Consider the following 19630-nt stretch of genomic DNA (forward strand, 5'->3'; position numbering starts at 1 on the left):
GGCGGCCCGGGTGTGGCCACGGCACAGGCACTCACGGCGGGTGACCGCTCCGCTCCGAGATCAGACAGGGGGTCTCCGGGTGAAAGAAAGTTTTCTTTCACCTGCCAACCCCGCCCCAGACCAGGCTCCCTCTGAGGCGAACGAAAATTCGTTCGCCTCGCCGGAAGGAAAATTCCTTCCGGCGATCGGCCCACCCCAGCTCCCAAGCCCCTACCCAACTCAAGCCGCTGCACCAAACCCCTGCCGCCGACCCGATAGCCAGCCAAAATTCTCAGCGACGGCCGGTGTCAAGGATCGCCGAAGGCGACCGGCGAAGCCGGCGGCCGAAGGCCGTCCTTTACTCCGGACGCCGCTGAGAACACCCTCCAAGAACGGGTCGGCGGCAAACCCCAACCACAAAACACAGCCCCGACAGAGCAGGAACGACCGCCCTACCCCCGCCGAGTCAACACCCGCTGCGCAACAACAAACACAAGCACCAACACCCCGATCGAGATCCGAGTCCACCACGACGACAGCGTGCCGTCGAAGGAGATGAAGGTCTGGATCGTCCCGAGCACGAGCACCCCGAGCAGCGACCCGATCACGAACCCACGCCCACCGGTGAGCAACGTTCCGCCGATGACCACGGCAGCGATCGCGTCGAGCTCCATCCCGACCGCGTGCAGCGAGTAACCCGAGAGCGTGTAGAGCGCGAACAGCAGCCCGCCCAGCGCCGCACACAGCCCGCTGATCGCGTACACCCCGACCTTGGTCGCCGCGACCGGCAGTCCCATCAGCAGGGCCGACGGCTCGCTGCCGCCGAGTGCGTAGACGGTGCGTCCGAAGCGGGTCGAGGCGAGGACGTACGCAGCGACCGCGACGATCACCAGCGCGAAGACAGCAGTCCACCCGAGGTAGTAGCCACCGGGCAACGTGATCGTGCCGAACGCGATGGCGGAGAAGGTCTCGTCCTTGATCGGGATCGAGTCGACGCTGATCAGGTAGCAGAGACCGCGAGCCAGGAACATGCCCGCCAGGGTGGCGATGAAGGGCTGGATGTCGAAGTAGTGGATCAGCAGCCCCATCGCTGTGCCCAATATTGTCCCGGATAGGAGCACGATCACGATCACCGCGACCACCGGCAGGCCGAGCTCGAGCGTCCGGGCCGCGATCAGCGTCGAGAGGGCCACGTTGGAGCCGACGGAGAGGTCGATCCCGCCGGTGAGGATCACGAACGTCATGCCGACCGCGAGCACGATCAGGAACGCGTTGTCGAGCAGCAGGGTCAGGAAGACCTGCGGGTCGGCGAACCCTTCATAGCGGATCCCGCCGATCCCGAACATGCCGATGAACAGCGCGAACGTGCCGAGCACGGGCAGGTAGCGGCGCGGCGGGCTGTAGCGTGCGACCCGGGCGATGAGCCCGGTCTCGATCGCGGGCACCTGAACACTCATGCGACAGCCTCCTCGCGGCTGGTCGGCGTACGGTCGCTGCGCCGTTGCAGCACCGCTCGCGCCTTCGGCGACTGCAGCAGGCACACGACCACGACCACCAGCGCCTTGAACAGATAGTTGGCCTCGGCCGGGATGCCGATGTTGGGGATGGTCCGGGTGAGGGTGGCGATCAGCATCGCCCCGACCAGGGTGCCGGTCAGCGAGAAGCGGCCGCCGGCCAGCGACGTACCTCCGATGACGACGGCCAGGATGGCGTCCAGCTCGATCCACAGTCCGAGGCTGTTGGCGTTCACCGAGTGGGTGTTGGCGGCGATGATCAGGCCGGCGGTGCCGGCACACAGTGCCGCGAAGACGTAGACGGTCCAGATGATCGTGCGGGAGCGTACGCCGGCCAGCCGGCTCGCCTCGGGGTTGATCCCCACCGACTCGATGAGCAGGCCGAGCGCGGTGCGGCGTACGACGATCTGGGTGGCCGCGAAGACGCCGAGCGCGATCAGGGCGGCGACCGGGAGGGTCAGCAGATGGCCCGAGGCCAGTGCGGCGAAGGCGTCGTTGTTGACCGTGGTGATCTGGCCACCGGTCACCAGCATCGCGATGCCGCGGCCGGCGACCATGAGGACCAGCGTGGCGATGATCGGCTGGATGCCGACGACCGCGACCAGGAAGCCGTTCCACAGCCCGAGCGCGACACTGACGGCGAGTGCCATCGAGATCGCGATGACGGCCGTGCCGGCGGCGCCGTCGGCAGGACTCTTGACGATGTAGACGCAGGCGACCGCGCCGGCGATCGCCGCCACCGCGCCCACCGAGAGGTCGATCCCGCGGGTCGCGATGACCAGCGTCATCCCGATCGCGACCAGCAGCACCGGGGCCCCGTTGCGGACGATGTCGACCAGGCTGCCGAAGAGGTGACCGTCCTGGATGCGTACGTTGAAGAAGGTCGGCGTCGCGATCAGGTTGACCACCAGCAGCGCGCCGAGCGCCGCCAGCGGCCAGAAGAGGCGGTGGGCCATCGCGCGAGCGCCGAGCCCCTTGCCCGCTCTGATGTTCTCAGGCATCTGCTCTCTCCTTCTCGGCAAGGCCGCCGGGTTCGCCGGTGATGATCTCGAGTACGTCGTTGACATCGATGCCTCGGTTGGGCCGCTCGGCGATCTTGCGGCGGTCCTTGAGGACCACCAGCCGGTGGCTCAGCCGGAGCACCTCCTCGAGCTCGGCGGAGATGAACACCACGCTCATCCCCTTCTCGGCGAGATCGGCGACGAGCTGCTGGATCTGGGTCTTGGCACCGATGTCGATGCCGCGGGTGGGCTCGTCGAGCAGAAGTACGTCCGGCTCCGTGATCAGCCAGCGCGCCAGCAGGACCTTCTGCTGGTTGCCACCGGAAAGACTCCGCATCGGCAGGCTCGGGTCGGCCGGCCGTACGTCGAGAGCGGTCATGAACTCCTTGACCAGCTTCTCGCGGGTCGCCGTCGGGATCGGCCGCAGCCAGCCACGGGTGGCCTGCAGGCCGAGCAGCATGTTGTCGGCGACGGAGAGCTCCTCGAAGACTCCCTCGGCCTTGCGGTCCTCGCTGCAGAAGGCGAGCTTGCGGTCGATCGCGTGCCGAGGGCTGCGCAGCCTCCGCCGGCTCGAGCCGCGCACCGTGAGGTCGCCGGTGTCCGGCGCGTCGGCGCCGAACAGCAGCCGGGCCAGCTCCGTACGCCCTGAGCCGAGCAGGCCGGCGATGCCGACGACCTCCCCGGGGTACAGGGTCAGGTCGGTGGCCTCCAGGCTCCCCTTCCGGCCCAGCCCGACGGCGCTCAGCACCGGGAGGCGCTGCTCGGCCGCGGCCTCCTCGGATGCCTCCTGCACGGCGTGGTCGAGACGTTCGAGGACCTGGAGGTCGCGGCCGATCATCAGCTGCACCAGCTCCAGCTGGGTGGTCCCCTCGACCAGCCGCTCACCCACCACGCGGCCGTTGCGCAGGATCGTCATCCGGTCGGAGATCTCGAAGACCTGGTCGAGGAAGTGGGAGACGAAGACGATCGCGGTGCCCTGGTCACGCAGTCTGCGCATCACCTCGAAGAGCCTGGCCACCTCGTCGGCGTCGAGGCTGGAGGTCGGCTCGTCGAGGATCAGGACCCGCGCCTCGGTGTCGACGGCACGCGCGATCGCGACGAGCTGCTGGACGGCGATCGGGTGGCTGCCGAGCTCCGACCCGGGGTCGATGTCGATGCCGAGGCCCTGCAGCGAGGCGGCCGCGCGGCGGTTCATCGCCCGGCGGTCGATCGGGCCGACCCCGTTGAGACGGCGCGGCTCGCGGCCGAGGAGCATGTTCTCGGCCACGGTGAGGTTCGGCACCAGGTTGACCTCCTGGTAGACCGTGCTGATCCCGGCGTGCTGCGCCGCGGCCGGGGTGGCGAACTGGGTCTCGACGCCGGCGATCTCCACCCGCCCCGAGTCGATCGTGTAGACCCCGGTCAACGCCTTGATCAGCGTCGACTTCCCGGCCCCGTTCTCGCCCATGAGCGCGTGCACCTCCCCCGGCAGGAGTCGCAACGAGACGCCGTCGAGCGCTCGGACCGCTCCGAACGTGATGGAGACGTCGAACATCTCCACCACCGGCCGGGGTGGCGTCATTTCTGCCTGGCTCATGTCGTACTGGCTCCTGGCGGGGTCGGGGGATCGGCGGCGGATGCTCACCGAGGTAGCTCGGTGGACGCGCGCTTCCCTCGTGGAGTTCCACGAGGGAAGCGACGCCTCACCGAGGCACCTCGGTCAACGGGTGTCAGTACTTGCGGTCGGGCAGCGCCTCAGCGGCCTGCTCCGGGGTGAAGGTGGTCTCCTCGGTGACGATGCGGTCGGGGACCTCCTCGCCGGCGACGACCTTCTCGGCGACGTCCATCAGCTGCGGCCCGAGCAGCGGGCTGCACTCGACGATGAAGTTGATCTCGCCGGCAGCCAGCGCGGTCATGCCGTCCTTGACCGCGTCGACGGTGATGATCTTGATGTCGGTGCCGGGCTTCTTGCCGGCTGCCTTGATCGCCTCGATCGCACCCAGGCCCATGTCGTCGTTGTGGGCGTAGACGACGTCGATCTTCGGGTTGGACTGCAAGAAGGCCTCCATGACCTGCTTGCCGCCGTCACGGGTGAAGTCACCGGTCTGGGACTCGGTGATCTTGATCTTGGAGTCCGCGGCGATCTTGTCCTCGAACCCCTTCTTGCGGTCGATCGCCGGAGCCGATCCGGTGGTGCCCTGGAGCTCGACGACGTTGACCGCACCGTCCTTGTCGACATCGGACGCGTCGGCGTTGTCGACCAGCCACTGGCCCGCCTTCTCACCCTCCTCGACGAAGTCGGAGCCGATGAAGGTGACATAGAGCGAGGTGTCCTCGGTGTCCACCGCCCGGTCGGTCAGCACGACAGGGATCTTGGCGCGCTTGGCCTCCTGGAGCACCGCGTCCCAGCCGGTCTCGACGACCGGGCTGAACGCGATGACGTCCACCTTCTGCTGGATGTAGGACCGGATCGACTTGATCTGGTTCTCCTGCTTCTGCTGAGCGTCGGAGAACTTCAGGTCGATGCCAGCTTCCTTGGCCGAGTCCTGGATCGAGGTGGTGTTCGCGGTGCGCCAGCCGCTCTCGGCACCGACCTGGGCGAAGCCCATGGTGATGGTGCCGTCGTCGGCTGCTTCGCTGCCGCCGCACGCGCTGAGCGACATCCCACCCATGGCGAGCGCACACAGCCCGATGAGGGTCTTCTTCACTGTCGTCCTCCAGTGTTTTTACTGCGGCGGCCGGTGTGACCGTCGTCACGATGCGACCCAGTGTGAGCGCTAACATTCGCGCGGTCAAGCGGAATCGGAAGATCGGTTCGAATCGGCAGCAGGTCGTCCGGAACTCCCCATACTGTGTCGACCATGACGCTCACCCTGACCCCGGAGCAGGCGCGCCGGATCGCCGTACGTGCCCAGTTGCTCGACGCGCGCCGGCCCGTTTCGCTGGTGGAGACCGTCGATCAGCTGACACTCCTGCAGATCGACCCGACCAAGGCGATCGCCCCGAGCGCGGATCTGGTGGCGTGGTCGCGGTTGGGGGATGCGTACGACCATTCGGATCTGACCTTCGCCCTCGAGCAGGAGCGCTCCCTGGTCGAGTTCTCCAGCTTCATCTTCCCCATGGACGAGATCGAGACGGTTCTCGCACTGTCCCCGGGCCGGATCCACCCCACGGCCGTCGAGTGGATGGAGGCCAACAAGAGATTCCGTACGCAGGTCCTGGACCGTCTGCGAGCCGACGGTCCGCTCGTGGCCGGCGAGATCGAGGACACCGCCGAGGTTCCCTGGGCTTCGACCGGGTGGACCAACGACAAGAACGTTCTGCGGATGATCGAGCTGCTCAACCGGATGGGCGAAGTTGCGATCGCCGGCCGCCGCGGCAAGCTGCGCACCTGGGACCTCGCCGAGCGCGTGTACCCGTCCGATCTGCGACTCCCATCCCCAGAGGACGCGCTGAGGGTCGAGACCGTGCGCCGCCTGGCCTCTCTCGGCATCGCCCGCCCCGGACGGAAGGACTCATCCGGCGGCGAGGTGCTCGGAGCCGGGGATGCCGGCGTCCCGTGCACCGTGGCCGGCGTCGACGGCGAGTGGCGGGTCGATCCCGAGGCGCTGGCCGCCCTCGAGGACGGGTTCGCGCCGCGGGCTGCCCTGCTCTCCCCCTTCGACCGCCTCGTCTACGACCGCGACCGGGCACTGGACCTGTTCGGGTTCGAGTACGTCCTGGAGATGTACAAGCCGGCCGTCAAGCGCCGCTGGGGCTACTTCGCCCTCCCGATCCTGTACGGCGAGCGGCTCGTCGGGAAGCTCGACGCGAAGGTGGACCACAAGAAGGCGCGGATGAACGTCTTCGCCGTCCATGAGGACTTCGGATGGACCGCCGAGATCGGTGACGCGGTCGAGGCGGAGATCGAGGCGCTGGCAGGGTGGCTGGGCGTCGAGATCGTCCACCCTTGACGGTGAACCCGAAAACAGGGCAAACAGAAGCGAATTGCCCTTCTCCACCTCCTTCGGGGCGCCTACTGTGAGCGAACGGGGTCGGAAATCGATCAAAGGAGACGATCCGAATGGCAACGCTCAACCCCTACATCAGCTTCAAGTCCGAGGCCGCTGAGGCGCTCGAGTTCTACCGGTCGGTGCTCGGCGGCACCGTCGAGACCATGACGTTCGACTCCATGGGAGACGCGATGGGTCCGGTGCCGCCGGAGGCGAAGGACCTGGTCATGCACGGCTCGCTCACCCTCGACGACGGCCTCGTCCTGATGGCCGCCGACACGCCTCCGGGGATGGGCATGGAGTACGTCGCCCCGACCGCCGGCGTCACCATCGCGATGACCAGCGCCGACCCCGCCGACCAGCCGCGCTTCGCCGACTACTACGCCAAGCTCTCCGAGGGCGGCACGCCTGGGATGCCGTTCGCGCAGGCGCCGTGGGGCGACTACTTCGGCCAGTTCGACGACAAGTTCGGCGTGAGCTGGATGTTCGACGTAGCCAGCCCGGAGTCGGCACAGGCCTAGACGAAGGACCGAGCAAAGATCCGTCTTTCGTAGGAGGCGCCGGGCCGCGAGTCGTTTTACCGTCGATGCATGCTGATCGCGGAAGACCTGCTGCTGCTCGTGCTCGACGACGAGAAGGGCACGCTCACCTCGTCCTGGGTCCAGCAGGCGCTGGGCGGAGCGATCCTGACCGAGCTCGTCATGGCGGGCTCGGTCCAGGTCGTCCCCAAGTCCGGGCTCACCCCGGCCAAGGCCATGGCCGTGCCGGACCGACGGCCGGACGAGCCGGTCCTGGCCGCTGCGTACGACGTGCTGGCGGCCAAGCCACTGGCGGCCAAGAACGCCGTCACCAACCTCGGCAAGGGCCTGAACGAGGCCCTCGCCGCGCGGCTGTGCGACCGCAACATCCTCAAGCGCCGCGACGAGAAGATCCTCGGCCTCTTCCCGCGCACCACCTGGCCGGCCGCGGACTCGACCCATGAGAACGCCGTACGCGGCCGCCTGGTCGCCGTTCTCATCCAGGGCGCCGCACCGGACGCACGGACCGGACCGCTCATCGCCCTCCTCTCCTCCATCGACCTCGCCCACAAGGTGGTCGACACGAGGGGCGTCGGCGCCGGCGCGGTCAAGAAGCGGGCGAAGGAGATCGCCCGTGGCGACTGGGCCGCCAAGGGCGTGAAGGACGCGATGGACGAGGTCACCGCGGTCATGACCGCGGTGATGGTCGCCACCACCGTCACCACGACGGCCACCTGACAAAACCCGAGGATCGCAGCCGCGGAGGGGCTGCGATCCTCGGGTTCTTTGCGAGACGTCAGGCGAAGAACGCCCGCACGTCGGCGGCGACGTCCTCGGGACGCTCCATGGCCGCGTAGTGGCCGCCCACGGAGAACTCCGACCAGTGCTGGATGTTGGCGTTGTCCCGCTCGGCCAGCGACCTGATGGTCTGGAAGTCGTCCTTGAAGACGGCGACCCCGATCCGGCCCTGGGAGACCTCAGGCTCGCGCTCGGCGTGCCCCTCCTCGTAGTGGTAGCGCGCAGCCGAGGCGTAGGAGTTGGTGAGCCAGTAGTAGGTCGCCTGCTCGATGACCTGCTCGGGAGTGACCAGCGAGGTGCCGTTGCCGAAGGACTCGAAGAGCTCGCTGTAGGCCAGCGTCCCGACCGGCGAGTCGGCCAGCGCCGCACCGATCGTCTGCGGCCGGGAGCCGTTCATGGCGTTGTAGCCGCCGACGGACTGGAACCACTGCATGTGCTCGAGCGCGGCGTACTCCTTCGGCCCGAAGTTCTCGAACTCGCTCGGGTCGCCCGACGGGAACGAGAAGAGCTGCAGCACGTGCGCGCCGAGGAAGCCCTCGGGGTTCAGCAGGGCCAGCTCGCGACCGATCATCGCGCCGCCGTCGCTGCCGTGCACCCCGTAGGAGTCGTAGCCGAGTCGGCGCATGAGAACGTCGTACGCCTCGGCCGCCCGCTTCATCGTCCAGCCGGTGTCGACCACCGGGGTCGAGAGCCCGAAGCCCGGCAGCTCCGGGATCACCAGGTGGAACTCTTCCGTCAGCAGCTCGATCATCGGCAGGAACTCCAGGAACGAGCCCGGGTAGGTGTGGGCGAGCAGGAGCGCCTTGGCGTCCGGGTTCGAGGAGGGTACGTGGACGAAGTGGATGACTTGGCCGTCGATCTCGGTCAGGTGGTTGGACACGGCGTTGATCCGCGCCTCGACCGCGCGCCAGTCGAAGCTCTTCCAGCGCTCGACCATGTCGGCGAGGTAGGCGGTCGGGGTGCCGTAGACCCAGGAGTCGCCGGGCACGCTGGGCGCGAACCGGGTGCGCTCGAGGCGGGAGCGGAGGTCGTCGAGATCCGCCTGCGGGAACTCGACGGTGACGGTGCTGATCTCGCCGTTGGACTTGGTGCTGATTCCGGTGCTGACCTGCGTGTTCATGACTTCTCCTTGGTGGTTTCCGACCTTGTGAGACCCACGTTATGAAGGGTTCCGGCAAGCCTGATTCCGGAATTCCGGTGGCCCGTGAATCTTTTTTCCCGCACGCTGAGCCCGTGCTGGAAACCTCTGCGCGACTGCTCGCGCTCCTCGGTCTGCTGCAGTCCTCGGCCGGCTGGACCGGCGCCGACCTGGCCACCCGGCTCGACGTCTCCGAGCGCACCGTGCGCAACGACATGACCAAGCTGCGCGAGCTCGGCTATCCGGTGGAGTCGGTCCGCGGCCCGGGTGGGCGCTACCGGCTCGGCTCCGGCGGGAATCTTCCGCCGCTGCTGCTCGACGACGAGGAGGCGCTCGCGGTCGCCGTCGGACTGCGGGCCGCGACGGGCATCACCGGCGTCGCGGAGACCAGTGCCCGGGCGCTGGGCAAGCTCGAGCAGGTGCTGCCCGACCACCTGCGTCGCAAGCTGGCCGCGGTGGTCGACGCGATGGAAGCCGGCCCCGTCAACACCGACAGCAACGTCCCCGACCCGGACGTCGACGCCGGCACCCTCCAGGCGCTGGCCACCGCGATCCGGGACCACGCCGGCGTACGCGCCGACTACCGCGACGAGCCGATCGAGGTCGAGCCCTACCGGCTGATCGCGTGGCAGCGGCGCTGGTACCTCGTCGCCCGCGACCCGCGCGCCGACGCCTGGCTGCCGCTCCGCGTCGACTGGCTGCGCCTGAAGGTGCCCGGCGGGCGCCCGTTCCGTCCGGCTGATCCCGACTTCGATCTCACCGAGTTCGTCGTACGCGAGGTCGCCCGCACCGGCTGGGCCGTCCACGCCCGCCTGATCATCGCCGCCTCCGCCGAGGAGGTCATCTCCCGGATCAACCCCGCCGTCGGCACCGTCGAGCCGATCGCCCCCGACCGCAGCGTCCTGGTCACCGGCGGCGACAGCCTCGAGGTCGTGGCCGTCTGGATCGGCATGCTCGGCCTCGACTTCACCGTCGAGTCACCACCCGAGCTCCGTGACCATCTCCAGGTCCTCGCGAAGCGCTACGCCGCCGCGACCGATCAGCCGAAGTGACGACGTCGTGCTGATCGCGGAGGAACTCGTACTCCTGACCTTGGGCGATGCCACCGGACGGCCCGTCGGCGGGCTCCGTCGTCGCAGGAAGCGGGACGTCCTGATCGGCGGCGCGCTCCTCGCCGAGCTCGCCCTCAATGGCTCGGTCGACGTACGCAGTCGGTTTCCTTGGCTCTCCGCCAAGATGTATCCAGTGACCGCGGGACCTCCGGCGGATGCCCTCCTCCAGCGCGCTTTCACGATCGTCAAGGAGAAGCCGAGGCCTCCGCGCGCGCTGGTCGGCCGGATCGGCTACGGGCAGTTCGACTACCTCGCCGGCATCCTCGCCGGGCGCGGCGTGCTCCGCCGGGCGAAGCGCACCACGTTCCTGGTCACCTCGACGTTCTCGCCGGTCGTCGACCCGAGGTCCAGGCAGGCCGTACGCGACGACATCGCCGCCGTGCTGCTCCACGGAGTTCCTCCCGACGAGCGCACCGGCACCCTGATCGCTCTGCTCTCCGCCGTCGACCAGGCCCATCGGCTCTTCGTCTCGCCTTCGGTGCGGCCACGGGTCGTCAAGCGCCGCGCGAAACAGATCGCTCGCGCGGGCTGGGCCGCCGAAGCCGTACGCAACGCCGTCGTCGCCACCCGTCGAGGTGTCGAGTTCAGCTTCGACAGCGGTTTCGGCGATGGAGGCGACGGCGACGGTGGTGGGGGCGGCGACTGAGCACACCGGAAGACGTTCAGCGCCCATGTGGCATGTCGTCGACTATGACGGAGGATCCGAGCTCGTGAACCCTTTCACGAGCTCGGATCCTCCGTCATAGTCATCGGAACCCGAGTCAGTGAGCTCGCCCATACCTCGCCAGGTAGTGCCAGACCCGCTTCACCGACTGCAGGTCGTGGGCGCCAGACCGCGCGGCCTCACCGAGAAGATCAGGCGTGAGTACGTCGCCGAGCGACCGGGCCAGGTCGACGTACTCCTGCCCGCGGTAGCCCGGATCGAGGGCAACGGTGGGGAGCCCGAATCCCGGGTGCCACTCCACCGCGCAGCGGAGCTCGCGCGCCGCGGCCTCAACCTTCGTGCCACGGAAGCACGGGTCGAGCACGACCGCTTCGACGTCGCGCTCGATCACGACGCCACCATGCACATGAGCCTCGACGCACTCGTCGAGATCGTCGAAACCCGAGGCGTCGGCCATCGCGCACAACTGCGGCAGCATCTCCGGGCCACCGAAGTCGGTCGGCTCGAGGACCGAGTCGGGAAAGCAGAACGTGCACCGCTCCAGCAGCTCCGGCCGGAGCCTGAGGTGGGCCGATCCGAACCGGATCGCGCCACCGTACGGATCTCGACGCCGGTTCCACGCTCCGTAGACCGGCCTCTCACCGGCCGGTCCTGCGTCGTAGCGCCCTCCGAACAGCCGGCTCTCCCAGCGCCAGCGGTCCCCGCCCAGATGCGCGGTCAAGCCGCCATTCGAGATGCCGGTCTCGAACTGCGACCGATACCTCCCATCGCGCGCCAGCGACTCGATCACCAGCCCGCCCGCGTACGGCCAGTGGGGGTGGAACTGGAGCGTGACACTCATCGCCGCGCGGCGACCGCGCTCACGAACGCTCGCACGAGCGGGTGGACCGGGGCTCCGGCGAGGGCGCCGACGTGGGGCTGGAACATGCTGGTGACGTAGAACGGGTGGTCCGGGAACTCCAGGACCTCCGCACCGGCGTCGTCCGCGGTGGCGCCGACGACGACACCGATCTTCTCCAGCGTCGCCACGGCCTCAGCTGTGGGCGCGTAGTTGCAGAAGTGCATGCCGACGAACGGCTCCGGCTGCCAGGCCTCGAAGCGGGTGCCGGGGACCGGGGTCACCAGCCGCTCCTCGCCGTAGAGCGAACAGGCCAGCGCAGCCACCGCGTTGTCCTCGTCCACGCCGTCGGACTCGGCATGGGTCGCTGTGGAACCGAGCACGTTGCGGGTCCACTCCAGCACGGCGTACTGCATCCCGCCGCACACGCCGAGGAACGGAATCCCCCGCTCCCGCACGACCGTGAGCGCCGCGAGGACCGCGGCGTCATCGGCATAGGGCGAACCGGGCACGAGCCAGACCCCGTCAAAGGCTGCGATGTCGAACCCGGAGTCGGTCGGCACCCACTCCGTCTCGGCCCCGAGCTCGGCCAGCTGCGGCCGAAGCGCATTGAGCTCCTGATGGCTGCGGTGCCCCCGGTCGTCGCCGAGCAGTGCGATCATGCGCAGAATCGTCCCAGCCACGCCGGGTTCGATCCAACCGATTACCGCAGCCGCTACTCCGGCTTGATGCCCAGCCGGTCGAGCTCCTCGTCGATGATCGCGGAGTCCAGCTTCTGGAAGACCGGCGTGGGCTTGGCGACCGGGGTGCCGACGACGATCGGGTGACGCTCCCACGAGGGCGCGCCGGAGTAGTCGCCGGTGATGATCGGGTAGGGCTTGCCGTTGTCGAGGTCGTCGACCTCCTCGATGCGGGGCATCGGGGCGACCTCACCCTTGCCACCCAACGCCTTGTCGATCTCGTTGGCGGAGAACGGCAGGAACGGGGAGAGGATCAAGTTGAGGTCGGCGACGCACTGCGCCATCACGTGCAGCACGGTGCCGAGGCGCTCGCGGTCCTCGGGGGCCTTGGCCAGCTTCCACGGCTCGAGGTCGGTGACGTACTTGTTGACCTCGCCGACCGCACGCATCGCCTCACCGATCGCCTGCTTCTGCCGGTGGCGACCGATCAGGTCGCCGACGGTGCCGAAGGCCGCCTCCACGGTGGACAGAATCGCCTGGTCCGCCTCGGTCAGCGTCCCGGCGGCGGGCAGCTCGCCGAAGTTCTTCGCGATCAGGGTGGCGGTGCGGTTGACCAGGTTGCCCCAGCCGGCGACGAGCTCGTCGTTCGTACGCCGCACGAACTCCGCCCAGGTGAAGTCGGAGTCGTTCGACTCGGGGCCGGCGGCGGCCACGAAGTAGCGGAACGCGTCTGGCTGGTAGCGCGAGAGGAGGTCGCGCACGTAGATCACGATCTTCTTCGAGGAGGAGAACTTCTTCCCCTCCATCGTCAGGTACTCGCTGGAGACGACCTCGGTCGGCAGATTGAGCGTGCCGTACGCCCCAGGCTCGCCGCCCTTCGAACCACCGCCGTTGTAGGCGATCAGCTCGGCCGGCCAGATCTGGGAGTGGAAGACGATGTTGTCCTTGCCCATGAAGTAGTACGAGGGCGCGTCAGGCGAGTTCCACCAGGCTCGCCACGCGTCGGGGTTGCCCGAGCGCCGGGCCCACTCGATCGAGGCGGACAGGTAGCCGATGACGGCGTCGAACCAGACGTACATCCGCTTGGTCGGGTTGTCGCGCCAGCCGTCGAGGGGGACCTTGATACCCCAGTCGATGTCGCGGGTCATCGCCCGCGGCCGGATCTCCTTGAGGATGTTCTGGCTGAACCGGATGACGTTCGGGCGCCACAGGCCGGTCTGCTCACGCTCGTCGAGGAACGCGTGCAGGGCATCGGCCAGGGCGGGCAGGTCGAGGAAGAAGTGCTGGGTCTCGATGAACTCCGGCGTCTCGCCGTTGATCTTCGAGACGGGGTTGATCAGCTGGTCCGGGTCGAGCTGGTTGCCACAGTTGTCGCACTGGTCACCGCGCGCACCATCGGCCCCGCAGATCGGGCAGGTGCCCTCGATGTAGCGGTCGGGCAGGGTCCGCCCGGTCGACGGCGAGATCGCGCCCTTGGAGGTCTGCTCGACGAAGTAGCCGTTGTTCCACACCCCGAGGAACAGCTCCTGCACCACGGAGTGGTGGTTGGCCGAGGTGGTGCGGGTGTAGAGGTCGTACGTCAGGCCGAGCGAGGTCAGGTCCTCGACGATGATCCGGTGGTTCTTGTCGACGAGCTCCTGGGGCGTCACGCCGGCCTCGTCGGCGGCGATCAGGATCGGGGTGCCGTGCTCGTCGGAGCCGGAGACCATGAGCACGTCGTGACCCGCCATCCGCATGTACCGACTGAAGACGTCGGAGGGCACGCCGAAACCGGCCACATGGCCGATGTGGCGCGGGCCGTTGGCGTACGGCCAGGCGACTGCGGACAGAACGTTGCTCATGGCTCCATCCTAGGGAGCGGGCGTCATCAGCCCTCCATCGACACAGTCATCGACACCGGCAACCCGGATCATGGGTTGAACATCTGGTCCCGCTGGTAGGCGTACTTCCGGATCCACGGCAGCCACTTGGCGAGCTGGGCGCCCGGGCAGGAGGTCTCGTTGGTGTGGAAGTGGCCGTCGATGACCCAGACCCGCACCCTCCGGCCGGCCGGGAACCGGTCGCTGCCCTTGGAGATCGTCTCGAGCGTGCCGCGCTCGTCGCGACCGGCCATGTCGAGCTTCCAGGCCGCCATCCGCTCGGTCTTGATGAGGGCGTCGTCGGAGGGACGTACGTTCTCGAAGTTGCCGATCAGGGCGATGCCCATCGACTGGTGGTTGAAGCCACGCGTGTGCGCGCCCTTGACGAGCCGGTCGATGCCGCCGGAGCGGCCCTCCCAGGCACGGCCGTACTTGTCGATGAGGAAGTTGTAGGCGATGTCGAACCACCCCAGTGACCTGGTGTGATAGCTGTAGATGCCGCGGATGATCCCCGGCACGTCGCCCTTGGAGTAGTTGTTGCTCGTGGCGGTGTGGTGGATGTGGACCTGCTTGAGCGTGCTGTTGTACTCCGGGCGGCCGTTGCGCCAGGAGTTGTTGGCACCCCACTGCGACCGGGTGAAGATCACCGGCTTCGGCGCCCACCGCGGTCGCGACCGCGCGACCCGGCCGTTGGCGCTGCCGTCGCCGGCGCTGCCGTAGCCGAGGTCGTCGGCCTCCCTCTTCGGAGCCTTGACGTCCTCCTGCGGCCCGGTGTTGATGAGGGTCAGCTTCAGGTCCTTGGGCTGCGCACCCTCGACCCGCACCTGTACGCCGCTGGCCCGGCCGGTCCACACCGGCTGGGTGCCTCGGCGCTCGACCTTGCCGCGCGCGGCGACGTCCCCTTCGCCGCCGTCGGGCAGGTCCTCCTGCAGCGGCAGCTCCTGCCACTCGCGCCACTGGTCCGACTTGCTCACCCGCACCTCGACCTGGGGAGTCTCCTCCCCGCTCCACGAGACCCCGACCATCGAGAAGGTCGTCGTACGCAGCTTCTCGGTCGAGGCCGCGGCGGCCGAGCGCTCGGTCAACCGCGGCGGCAGCTTCACGTCACGGGTGGCGATGCCGTCCTCGAGACGAGGCAACTTGATCAGCTGACCGTCCTCGGCGGCCGCCGGATCGATCGCCGAGCCGATGGCCGGAACGAGCATCGACGCGCCGACAACGACAGCGGTCAGGGTCATGGTGATGACGCGGGGGAAGCTGGCCATACCCTTGATTTTGAAGAGTCGAGCGCCCGACATGCCGCAAACGCATGTGTTCGGTGTGTCGTTTGGGACTTCTGTGACTAAAGCGACGGAGCCGGCACGAACGGCACCGGCCTCCCGGCGTACGCAGCCAGGTGCTCGTAAGCGCCCGATCCCTCCGGCGCCGAGAGCGCGTTGGCGAAGGCCCGTCCCTTGCGCTCCGGCCCGAGGATGCGGTCCATCGCGACGACCGCCCGCTGGGCGACCGCCTCGTCGAGGCCGTCGGTCGGGCGGCCAAGCGCCGCGCACAGGTCCCAGGTGTGGACCGCGATCTCGGCGGACTGCCAGTCGGGGTCGATCATCACCATGTCGGCAGGGCCGACCTCGCGCCACAGGTTGATCAGCGCGTTGCCCCTGGTGCGGAGCTCCTCGCCCAGGTTGACCGCGTAGTCCTCGCGCCCGTCCCATCCCGGCGGCGAGCCCTGGAGCATCGTCACAAAGACGCGGGGCTGGGCGATCATGTGGTTGGCAAGCTTGCGCAGATCCCACTCGGGGCACGGCGTCGGCCGGGTCAGATCATCCGCCGTGACGGTGTCGAGAAGCTCTGCTGCCTGCGTCAGTGCCCGCTGCAGCGCGAACACTCCCATCTGATCAACCACACGCCCATGGTGTCAGGCGAGCCTGCGTCCCGCGAAAGCAGCCAGCCGCTCGTACGCCCCGGCACCCTCGGGCGCCGTCACCTCGGCCTCGAACGCGCCCGTGCGCATCTCCGGCTTCAGGGTCGCCTTCATGAAGGCCAGCCCGACCTCGGCCAGCTCCGGGTCGAGCTCGGAGGTCGGGACGTCGAGCGCCTGCGCGAGGTCCCAGGAATGGGTGGCGTACTCGGCGACGAGCAGGCCGACCGGCACCGCCGATTCGGGCCCCTGTCCCCATGCGTGGAGCACGTCGTCGGCACCGACCCTGAACGTCGGCCCCCAGCTCTCGCTGACGTGCGGCGCCGGCGCGCCCCAGTCGGGCTCTCCGCCCCGAAGCATGGTGACGAAGTTGGCGCCGTCCGCGATCACGTGGTCGGCCAGGGTGCCGACGTCCCACTGCCGGCACGGCGTCGGCCGCGAGACGGTCTCGGCATGCACCCGGTCGAGCAGGTCGCCGGTCTGGTCCAGCGCCCGCGAGAGAATTCCTGCTTGGTCTGTTGTGGCCACGCAGCCAACGTACGTCTTTGCGTGCGACCAGTCACCGCCAAATGCTCGGCTACTCCATGTTCTCGAAGTCGATCTGCTGGCGGGGCTTCGGCGCGACGATCTCGGTGGGCTCATCGAAGGCGCTGAAGGTCACGTCGGCCGCGTCCTTGCCGGTGTTCGACACTTTGACGACGTAGTGGGGCTCCTCGGCCTGGACATAGATCGTGCCCTGCTCGCTGCTGCGGTCCTCGAGCTTGATCACGGGCTGCCCGTCGACCTGGTCCTTCGACTTCTTGATCGTCAGGCCCTCGATGGTGCTCGGGACCAGGAGCTCGAGGAACTCGTCGGAGAGCTCGTCCCAGTCGCACAGGGCGGTGAGGTCGCCGATGTCGTCACCACCGGCGACCCACTTCTTCCCCACCATCGCGAGGACCGCGGACGCATCGCCACCGGCGTTGGCCTCCCAGAACGCTCGGTCGGCCTTGAACCAGGCCTTGCCGCCGACGACGAGCAGCGTCATCTCCCCGTCCGGCGTGCCGATGGTGCCGGTGCAGTCGCCCGCCGTCGAGACGGTCATGTCGATACTCATCTCATCTCCGTCATCGATGCCTGACCCCGAGATGTGGACGGACTTGAGCGAGCTCATCGACGCCTTCGCATCGGCAAGGATCTTCTTAGGGGACTCGTCAGCGTACGACTCGTCCTTGCCCGAGGATGCAGTACCGCCGCAGGCGGTCAGGCCGGCCAGCAGAGCGGCCAGCGACAGGTTCAGCGCCAGCGGGCGGCGCAATTCGGTCAGACTCATATGCGATGGTCCCACCGCCCCGACCGGCCGGCGACCTCATATCCGGCGCCTTGTATCCGGCGTCCTCAGCTGAAGTCGAGGTCGTGGACCCGGGCGCGCTTGAGCTCGTAGACGTAGGGGTAGGCGGTGATCAGCTGGAAGCCGTCCCAGAGCTTGCCGGCCTCCTCGCCCTTGGGCGCCTTGGAGATGACCGGGCCGAAGAAGGCGGAGCCGTTCATCGCGATCGTCGGGGTGCCGACGTCGTTGCCGACCTGGTCCATGCCCTCGTGGTGGGACTTGGCGATGTCCTCGTCGAACGAGGAGTCGTCCATCGCGTCGGCCAGATCGACGGGCAGGCCGACCGAGGCCAGCGCCTCCTCGATCAGCGCCCGGTCGAAGTCACGGCCCTCGACGTGGCGGCGGGTGCCGAGCGCGGTGTAGATCTCGGCGAGCTTCTCCTGGCCGTACTCGTTCTGCACCGCCATGCAGACCCGTACCGGGCCCCACGCGGTCGCGAGCATCTTCCGGTAGTCCTCGGGGATGTCCTTGTCCTGGTTGAGGTACGCCAGGCTCATGATGTGCCAGGTCACCTCGACGTCGCGCACCTTCTCGACCTCGAGGATCCAGCGCGAGGTGATCCAGGCGAACGGACAGGCGGGGTCGAACCAGAAGTCGGCGGCGGTCTTCTCGGAAGCGGGGGTGGTCTGCGTCATGCCCGGGCAACGACGCCTGCGGCGAATCTGTTCCCACCTTGGCTGCCTGAACTCGCCGTAGGTCGTGCGGGCGACGAAGTCGTCCTGCCAGCGACGGAGCCGGGCCTACCAGTGATCTCGCTTATGCACCTTGTACGTCACCGGAATCTGCCGTCCCAGCTCACTCGCGATCCGATCCGCCGCGTAGTTAGGGATCGAGTCCTGGATCATGCCCACGACGAAGTCCGTGAACGACAGGTCGTACGCAGTCCACTCCAGCAATCCTCGGCCGAAGACGATGATCGGCATCGAGTCGTCCGCCAAGTCCCAGCAATACTGGTTGGCGTCATCCGATACCGCCCAGCACAGGAGCCTCGGCTCAGCGTCAGCAAGCCGCCCTACCTTGGGAAAAGTCCCGTTCTCCCACGCTAGTTGGGCCCCTTGCGTTGCAATTGCCATCGCGAATGCCCCGTCGTCGCCGAGATCGGCGGTCGGAGCTTCGATCGACATGTAGTCCCCGAGGTTTCCTGGCCCCACTGCTTGCATGAAGTCGATGTAGTCTGCCGGGGGCGTGCGCCCCCATCCCTCGGCAATCGCGTCCCACTCAAAGGTTCGCGGCCGAGCATCGATCACGCGAATCAACGATGCGATGCCATGTACCTATCCTTCTCTTCCGGCGTTACCTGAAGCTCAGACCAACCTGGCAAGGACATCGGCGGCGTGGTCCCGACGCTCTCCGGCTCTGGCGCGGCCAGCAGGTCCCTGACCGAGTACCAACGGACGCCTGACCGGAGCCAGACCGAGGACTGCCGGGCGCATCAGTGCCCGAGTCACCTGCCGCCGATGACCTACGTCATAGTTCGATCGGCTAGTACGCCAGAGCGGCGTCCACGACCTCTTCCGCAGTCGGCTCGTGGTCGACGGCGCCGTCCCAGTAGAAGATGAGATCAGACACACCAGGGTATGGGACGTTCGCTCTCAAAGCCGCAAGGTCTCGACTGTCTTCTTCCTCGCTCCGGCCGGCGCCACCCTTCATCAGGCGATCGACGATGATCACCAAGTCTCCCTTTCGAACGTGCTACGACCCGTCGACGATATATCCGCGGGTCGCGCCTATAGTTCAAATTTCCAGAGACACAAAGGTCGGGCGCCTCAGTGACGCTGTCGACAACGGCAAGAATGAGTCGTCGTTCAGGAGGCGAAACAAGAATTCAGGAACACCCATGTCGTATTCGAGCCACGGATCCACCCGACTGTCCCGCACAACAATCTTCCAACTCCTCGGCGCCTCCACACTCTGAATGAACCAATAGAATTCGGCTTCATCAGACGTTGCCCAGCGCAGCAGCCCGCCTGTATCCGAACGAGCATGGAGTACGGCTCGTACAGACTAGCCAAATTTTGGGCATTGATTCCATTCGCTCGAGCGACCGCACCCACCAATCGGAAAACGTCGGGTACCTTGCAGTCCTCACCGATAACACCGTGACATACTCAGAAAATCGCCTACCCGAAGGTCTCGCACAACTCCTTGAAGTCGTCAGGCAGGGGTCACCCCAAGGCTTGCTTCAAACTCGCCCCCAAGGAATCGCCGCCGCCACAGGCGTAGCGCCAGTCACTTCCTACAAATGCAAAACCCATTCATCCATCCGGAATTACC

General features: G+C 67.6%; 20 protein-coding genes. 5 read left to right on the forward strand and 15 right to left on the reverse strand.

The features are described from left to right. Nucleotides 1–431 precede the first annotated feature (431 nt). The 4 genes from yjfF to ACW14X_RS09095 all read right to left on the reverse strand — a co-directional run bounded on the left by yjfF (nucleotide 432) and on the right by ACW14X_RS09095 (nucleotide 5181). Nucleotides 432–1436 carry a galactofuranose ABC transporter, permease protein YjfF gene (yjfF, locus tag ACW14X_RS09080; RefSeq protein WP_350841763.1) on the reverse strand — a complete coding sequence of 335 codons (1005 nt, stop codon included), beginning with the start codon at nucleotides 1434–1436 and terminating at the stop codon, nucleotides 432–434. Then, nucleotides 1433–2494 (reverse strand): ABC transporter permease, encoded by a 1062-nt coding sequence (locus tag ACW14X_RS09085; RefSeq protein ID WP_160025121.1) that lies wholly within the window; start codon nucleotides 2492–2494, stop codon nucleotides 1433–1435. Before ACW14X_RS09085 ends, yjfF begins: the two co-directional genes overlap by 4 nt. Next, nucleotides 2487–4070, reverse strand: coding sequence for a sugar ABC transporter ATP-binding protein (locus tag ACW14X_RS09090; RefSeq protein ID WP_457165381.1), 1584 nt, complete (start codon nucleotides 4068–4070; stop codon nucleotides 2487–2489). Before ACW14X_RS09090 ends, ACW14X_RS09085 begins: the two co-directional genes overlap by 8 nt. A 133-nt stretch (nucleotides 4071–4203) precedes the next feature. Then, nucleotides 4204–5181 (reverse strand): ABC transporter substrate-binding protein, encoded by a 978-nt coding sequence (locus ACW14X_RS09095; protein WP_201451122.1) that lies wholly within the window; start codon nucleotides 5179–5181, stop codon nucleotides 4204–4206. Between the two features lie 153 nt (nucleotides 5182–5334). Between ACW14X_RS09095 and ACW14X_RS09100 the strand changes: the two genes are divergently transcribed. From ACW14X_RS09100 to ACW14X_RS09110, 3 genes are all read left to right on the forward strand, one after another. Then, on the forward strand, nucleotides 5335–6426 hold the full coding sequence (locus ACW14X_RS09100) for a DNA glycosylase AlkZ-like family protein (RefSeq protein WP_457165382.1): 1092 nt from the start codon (nucleotides 5335–5337) through the stop codon (nucleotides 6424–6426). A gap of 110 nt (nucleotides 6427–6536) precedes the next feature. After that, entirely contained in the window at nucleotides 6537–6986 is a 450-nt protein-coding gene (locus tag ACW14X_RS09105) for a VOC family protein (protein ID WP_350841756.1), read from the forward strand. Between the two features lie 69 nt (nucleotides 6987–7055). Next, on the forward strand, nucleotides 7056–7721 hold the full coding sequence (locus ACW14X_RS09110; protein ID WP_457165383.1) for a GOLPH3/VPS74 family protein: 666 nt from the start codon (nucleotides 7056–7058) through the stop codon (nucleotides 7719–7721). A 58-nt stretch (nucleotides 7722–7779) separates the two neighbouring features. Here ACW14X_RS09110 and ACW14X_RS09115 read toward each other — a convergent pair whose 3' ends face one another. After that, nucleotides 7780–8901, reverse strand: a complete 1122-nt coding sequence (locus ACW14X_RS09115; RefSeq protein WP_457165384.1) for an epoxide hydrolase family protein — start codon at nucleotides 8899–8901, stop codon at nucleotides 7780–7782. Nucleotides 8902–9014: 113 nt separating this feature from the next. On the opposite strand from ACW14X_RS09115, the gene ACW14X_RS09120 reads away from it, so the two are divergent. Then, nucleotides 9015–9971, forward strand: a complete 957-nt coding sequence (locus ACW14X_RS09120; RefSeq protein WP_457165385.1) for a helix-turn-helix transcriptional regulator — start codon at nucleotides 9015–9017, stop codon at nucleotides 9969–9971. Between the two features lie 7 nt (nucleotides 9972–9978). After that, nucleotides 9979–10677, forward strand: a complete 699-nt coding sequence (locus ACW14X_RS09125; protein ID WP_457165386.1) for a GOLPH3/VPS74 family protein — start codon at nucleotides 9979–9981, stop codon at nucleotides 10675–10677. Between the two features lie 115 nt (nucleotides 10678–10792). Here ACW14X_RS09125 and ACW14X_RS09130 read toward each other — a convergent pair whose 3' ends face one another. From ACW14X_RS09130 to ACW14X_RS09175, 10 genes are all read right to left on the reverse strand, one after another. Beyond that, nucleotides 10793–11536, reverse strand: a complete 744-nt coding sequence (locus ACW14X_RS09130) for a DUF3626 domain-containing protein (RefSeq protein ID WP_457165387.1) — start codon at nucleotides 11534–11536, stop codon at nucleotides 10793–10795. After that, nucleotides 11533–12195, reverse strand: coding sequence for a glutamine amidotransferase-related protein (locus ACW14X_RS09135; protein ID WP_457165388.1), 663 nt, complete (start codon nucleotides 12193–12195; stop codon nucleotides 11533–11535). The genes ACW14X_RS09130 and ACW14X_RS09135 overlap by 4 nt, the downstream gene beginning before the upstream one ends. Before the next feature lie 53 nt (nucleotides 12196–12248). After that, on the reverse strand, nucleotides 12249–14054 hold the full coding sequence (gene metG / locus ACW14X_RS09140) for a methionine--tRNA ligase (protein WP_457165389.1): 1806 nt from the start codon (nucleotides 14052–14054) through the stop codon (nucleotides 12249–12251). A gap of 68 nt (nucleotides 14055–14122) precedes the next feature. Further along, nucleotides 14123–15337, reverse strand: a complete 1215-nt coding sequence (locus tag ACW14X_RS09145) for a peptidoglycan recognition protein family protein (protein ID WP_457165390.1) — start codon at nucleotides 15335–15337, stop codon at nucleotides 14123–14125. 77 nt (nucleotides 15338–15414) lie between these two features. Further along, a complete protein-coding gene (locus tag ACW14X_RS09150) occupies nucleotides 15415–15972 on the reverse strand; it encodes a maleylpyruvate isomerase family mycothiol-dependent enzyme (protein WP_457165391.1) in 558 nt (185 codons plus the stop codon). 12 nt (nucleotides 15973–15984) lie between these two features. Then, a complete protein-coding gene (locus ACW14X_RS09155; protein ID WP_457165392.1) occupies nucleotides 15985–16515 on the reverse strand; it encodes a TIGR03086 family metal-binding protein in 531 nt (176 codons plus the stop codon). A gap of 49 nt (nucleotides 16516–16564) precedes the next feature. Next, on the reverse strand, nucleotides 16565–17299 hold the full coding sequence (locus tag ACW14X_RS09160; RefSeq protein WP_457165393.1) for a hypothetical protein: 735 nt from the start codon (nucleotides 17297–17299) through the stop codon (nucleotides 16565–16567). A 65-nt stretch (nucleotides 17300–17364) separates the two neighbouring features. Continuing rightward, nucleotides 17365–17991, reverse strand: coding sequence for a mycothiol-dependent nitroreductase Rv2466c family protein (locus ACW14X_RS09165; RefSeq protein ID WP_457165394.1), 627 nt, complete (start codon nucleotides 17989–17991; stop codon nucleotides 17365–17367). Between the two features lie 105 nt (nucleotides 17992–18096). Further along, nucleotides 18097–18603: an SMI1/KNR4 family protein gene (locus ACW14X_RS09170; RefSeq protein WP_457165395.1), complete on the reverse strand. Its 507-nt coding sequence runs from the start codon at nucleotides 18601–18603 to the stop codon at nucleotides 18097–18099. A gap of 235 nt (nucleotides 18604–18838) precedes the next feature. Continuing rightward, a complete protein-coding gene (locus ACW14X_RS09175) occupies nucleotides 18839–19027 on the reverse strand; it encodes a hypothetical protein (protein WP_457165396.1) in 189 nt (62 codons plus the stop codon). Between the last annotated feature and the right edge of the window lie 603 nt (nucleotides 19028–19630).

It is taken from the genome of Nocardioides sp. YJ-D4 (assembly GCF_054031495.1).

Excerpts from the sequence above, each read along its gene's own strand:
- metG (WP_457165389.1), bottom strand. The coding sequence starts at position 14,054 with ATGAGCAACGTTCTGTCCGCAGTCGCCTGGCCGTACGCCAACGGCCCG.
- ACW14X_RS09160 (WP_457165393.1), bottom strand. The coding sequence starts at position 17,299 with ATGAGTCTGACCGAATTGCGCCGCCCGCTGGCGCTGAACCTGTCGCTG.
- ACW14X_RS09135 (WP_457165388.1), bottom strand. The coding sequence starts at position 12,195 with ATGATCGCACTGCTCGGCGACGACCGGGGGCACCGCAGCCATCAGGAG.
- ACW14X_RS09130 (WP_457165387.1), bottom strand. The coding sequence starts at position 11,536 with ATGAGTGTCACGCTCCAGTTCCACCCCCACTGGCCGTACGCGGGCGGG.
- ACW14X_RS09145 (WP_457165390.1), bottom strand. The coding sequence starts at position 15,337 with ATGGCCAGCTTCCCCCGCGTCATCACCATGACCCTGACCGCTGTCGTT.
- yjfF (WP_350841763.1), bottom strand. The coding sequence starts at position 1,436 with ATGAGTGTTCAGGTGCCCGCGATCGAGACCGGGCTCATCGCCCGGGTC.
- ACW14X_RS09085 (WP_160025121.1), bottom strand. The coding sequence starts at position 2,494 with ATGCCTGAGAACATCAGAGCGGGCAAGGGGCTCGGCGCTCGCGCGATG.
- ACW14X_RS09110 (WP_457165383.1), top strand. The coding sequence starts at position 7,056 with ATGCTGATCGCGGAAGACCTGCTGCTGCTCGTGCTCGACGACGAGAAG.
- ACW14X_RS09115 (WP_457165384.1), bottom strand. The coding sequence starts at position 8,901 with ATGAACACGCAGGTCAGCACCGGAATCAGCACCAAGTCCAACGGCGAG.
- ACW14X_RS09165 (WP_457165394.1), bottom strand. The coding sequence starts at position 17,991 with ATGACGCAGACCACCCCCGCTTCCGAGAAGACCGCCGCCGACTTCTGG.
- ACW14X_RS09105 (WP_350841756.1), top strand. The coding sequence starts at position 6,537 with ATGGCAACGCTCAACCCCTACATCAGCTTCAAGTCCGAGGCCGCTGAG.
- ACW14X_RS09090 (WP_457165381.1), bottom strand. The coding sequence starts at position 4,070 with ATGAGCCAGGCAGAAATGACGCCACCCCGGCCGGTGGTGGAGATGTTC.
- ACW14X_RS09100 (WP_457165382.1), top strand. The coding sequence starts at position 5,335 with ATGACGCTCACCCTGACCCCGGAGCAGGCGCGCCGGATCGCCGTACGT.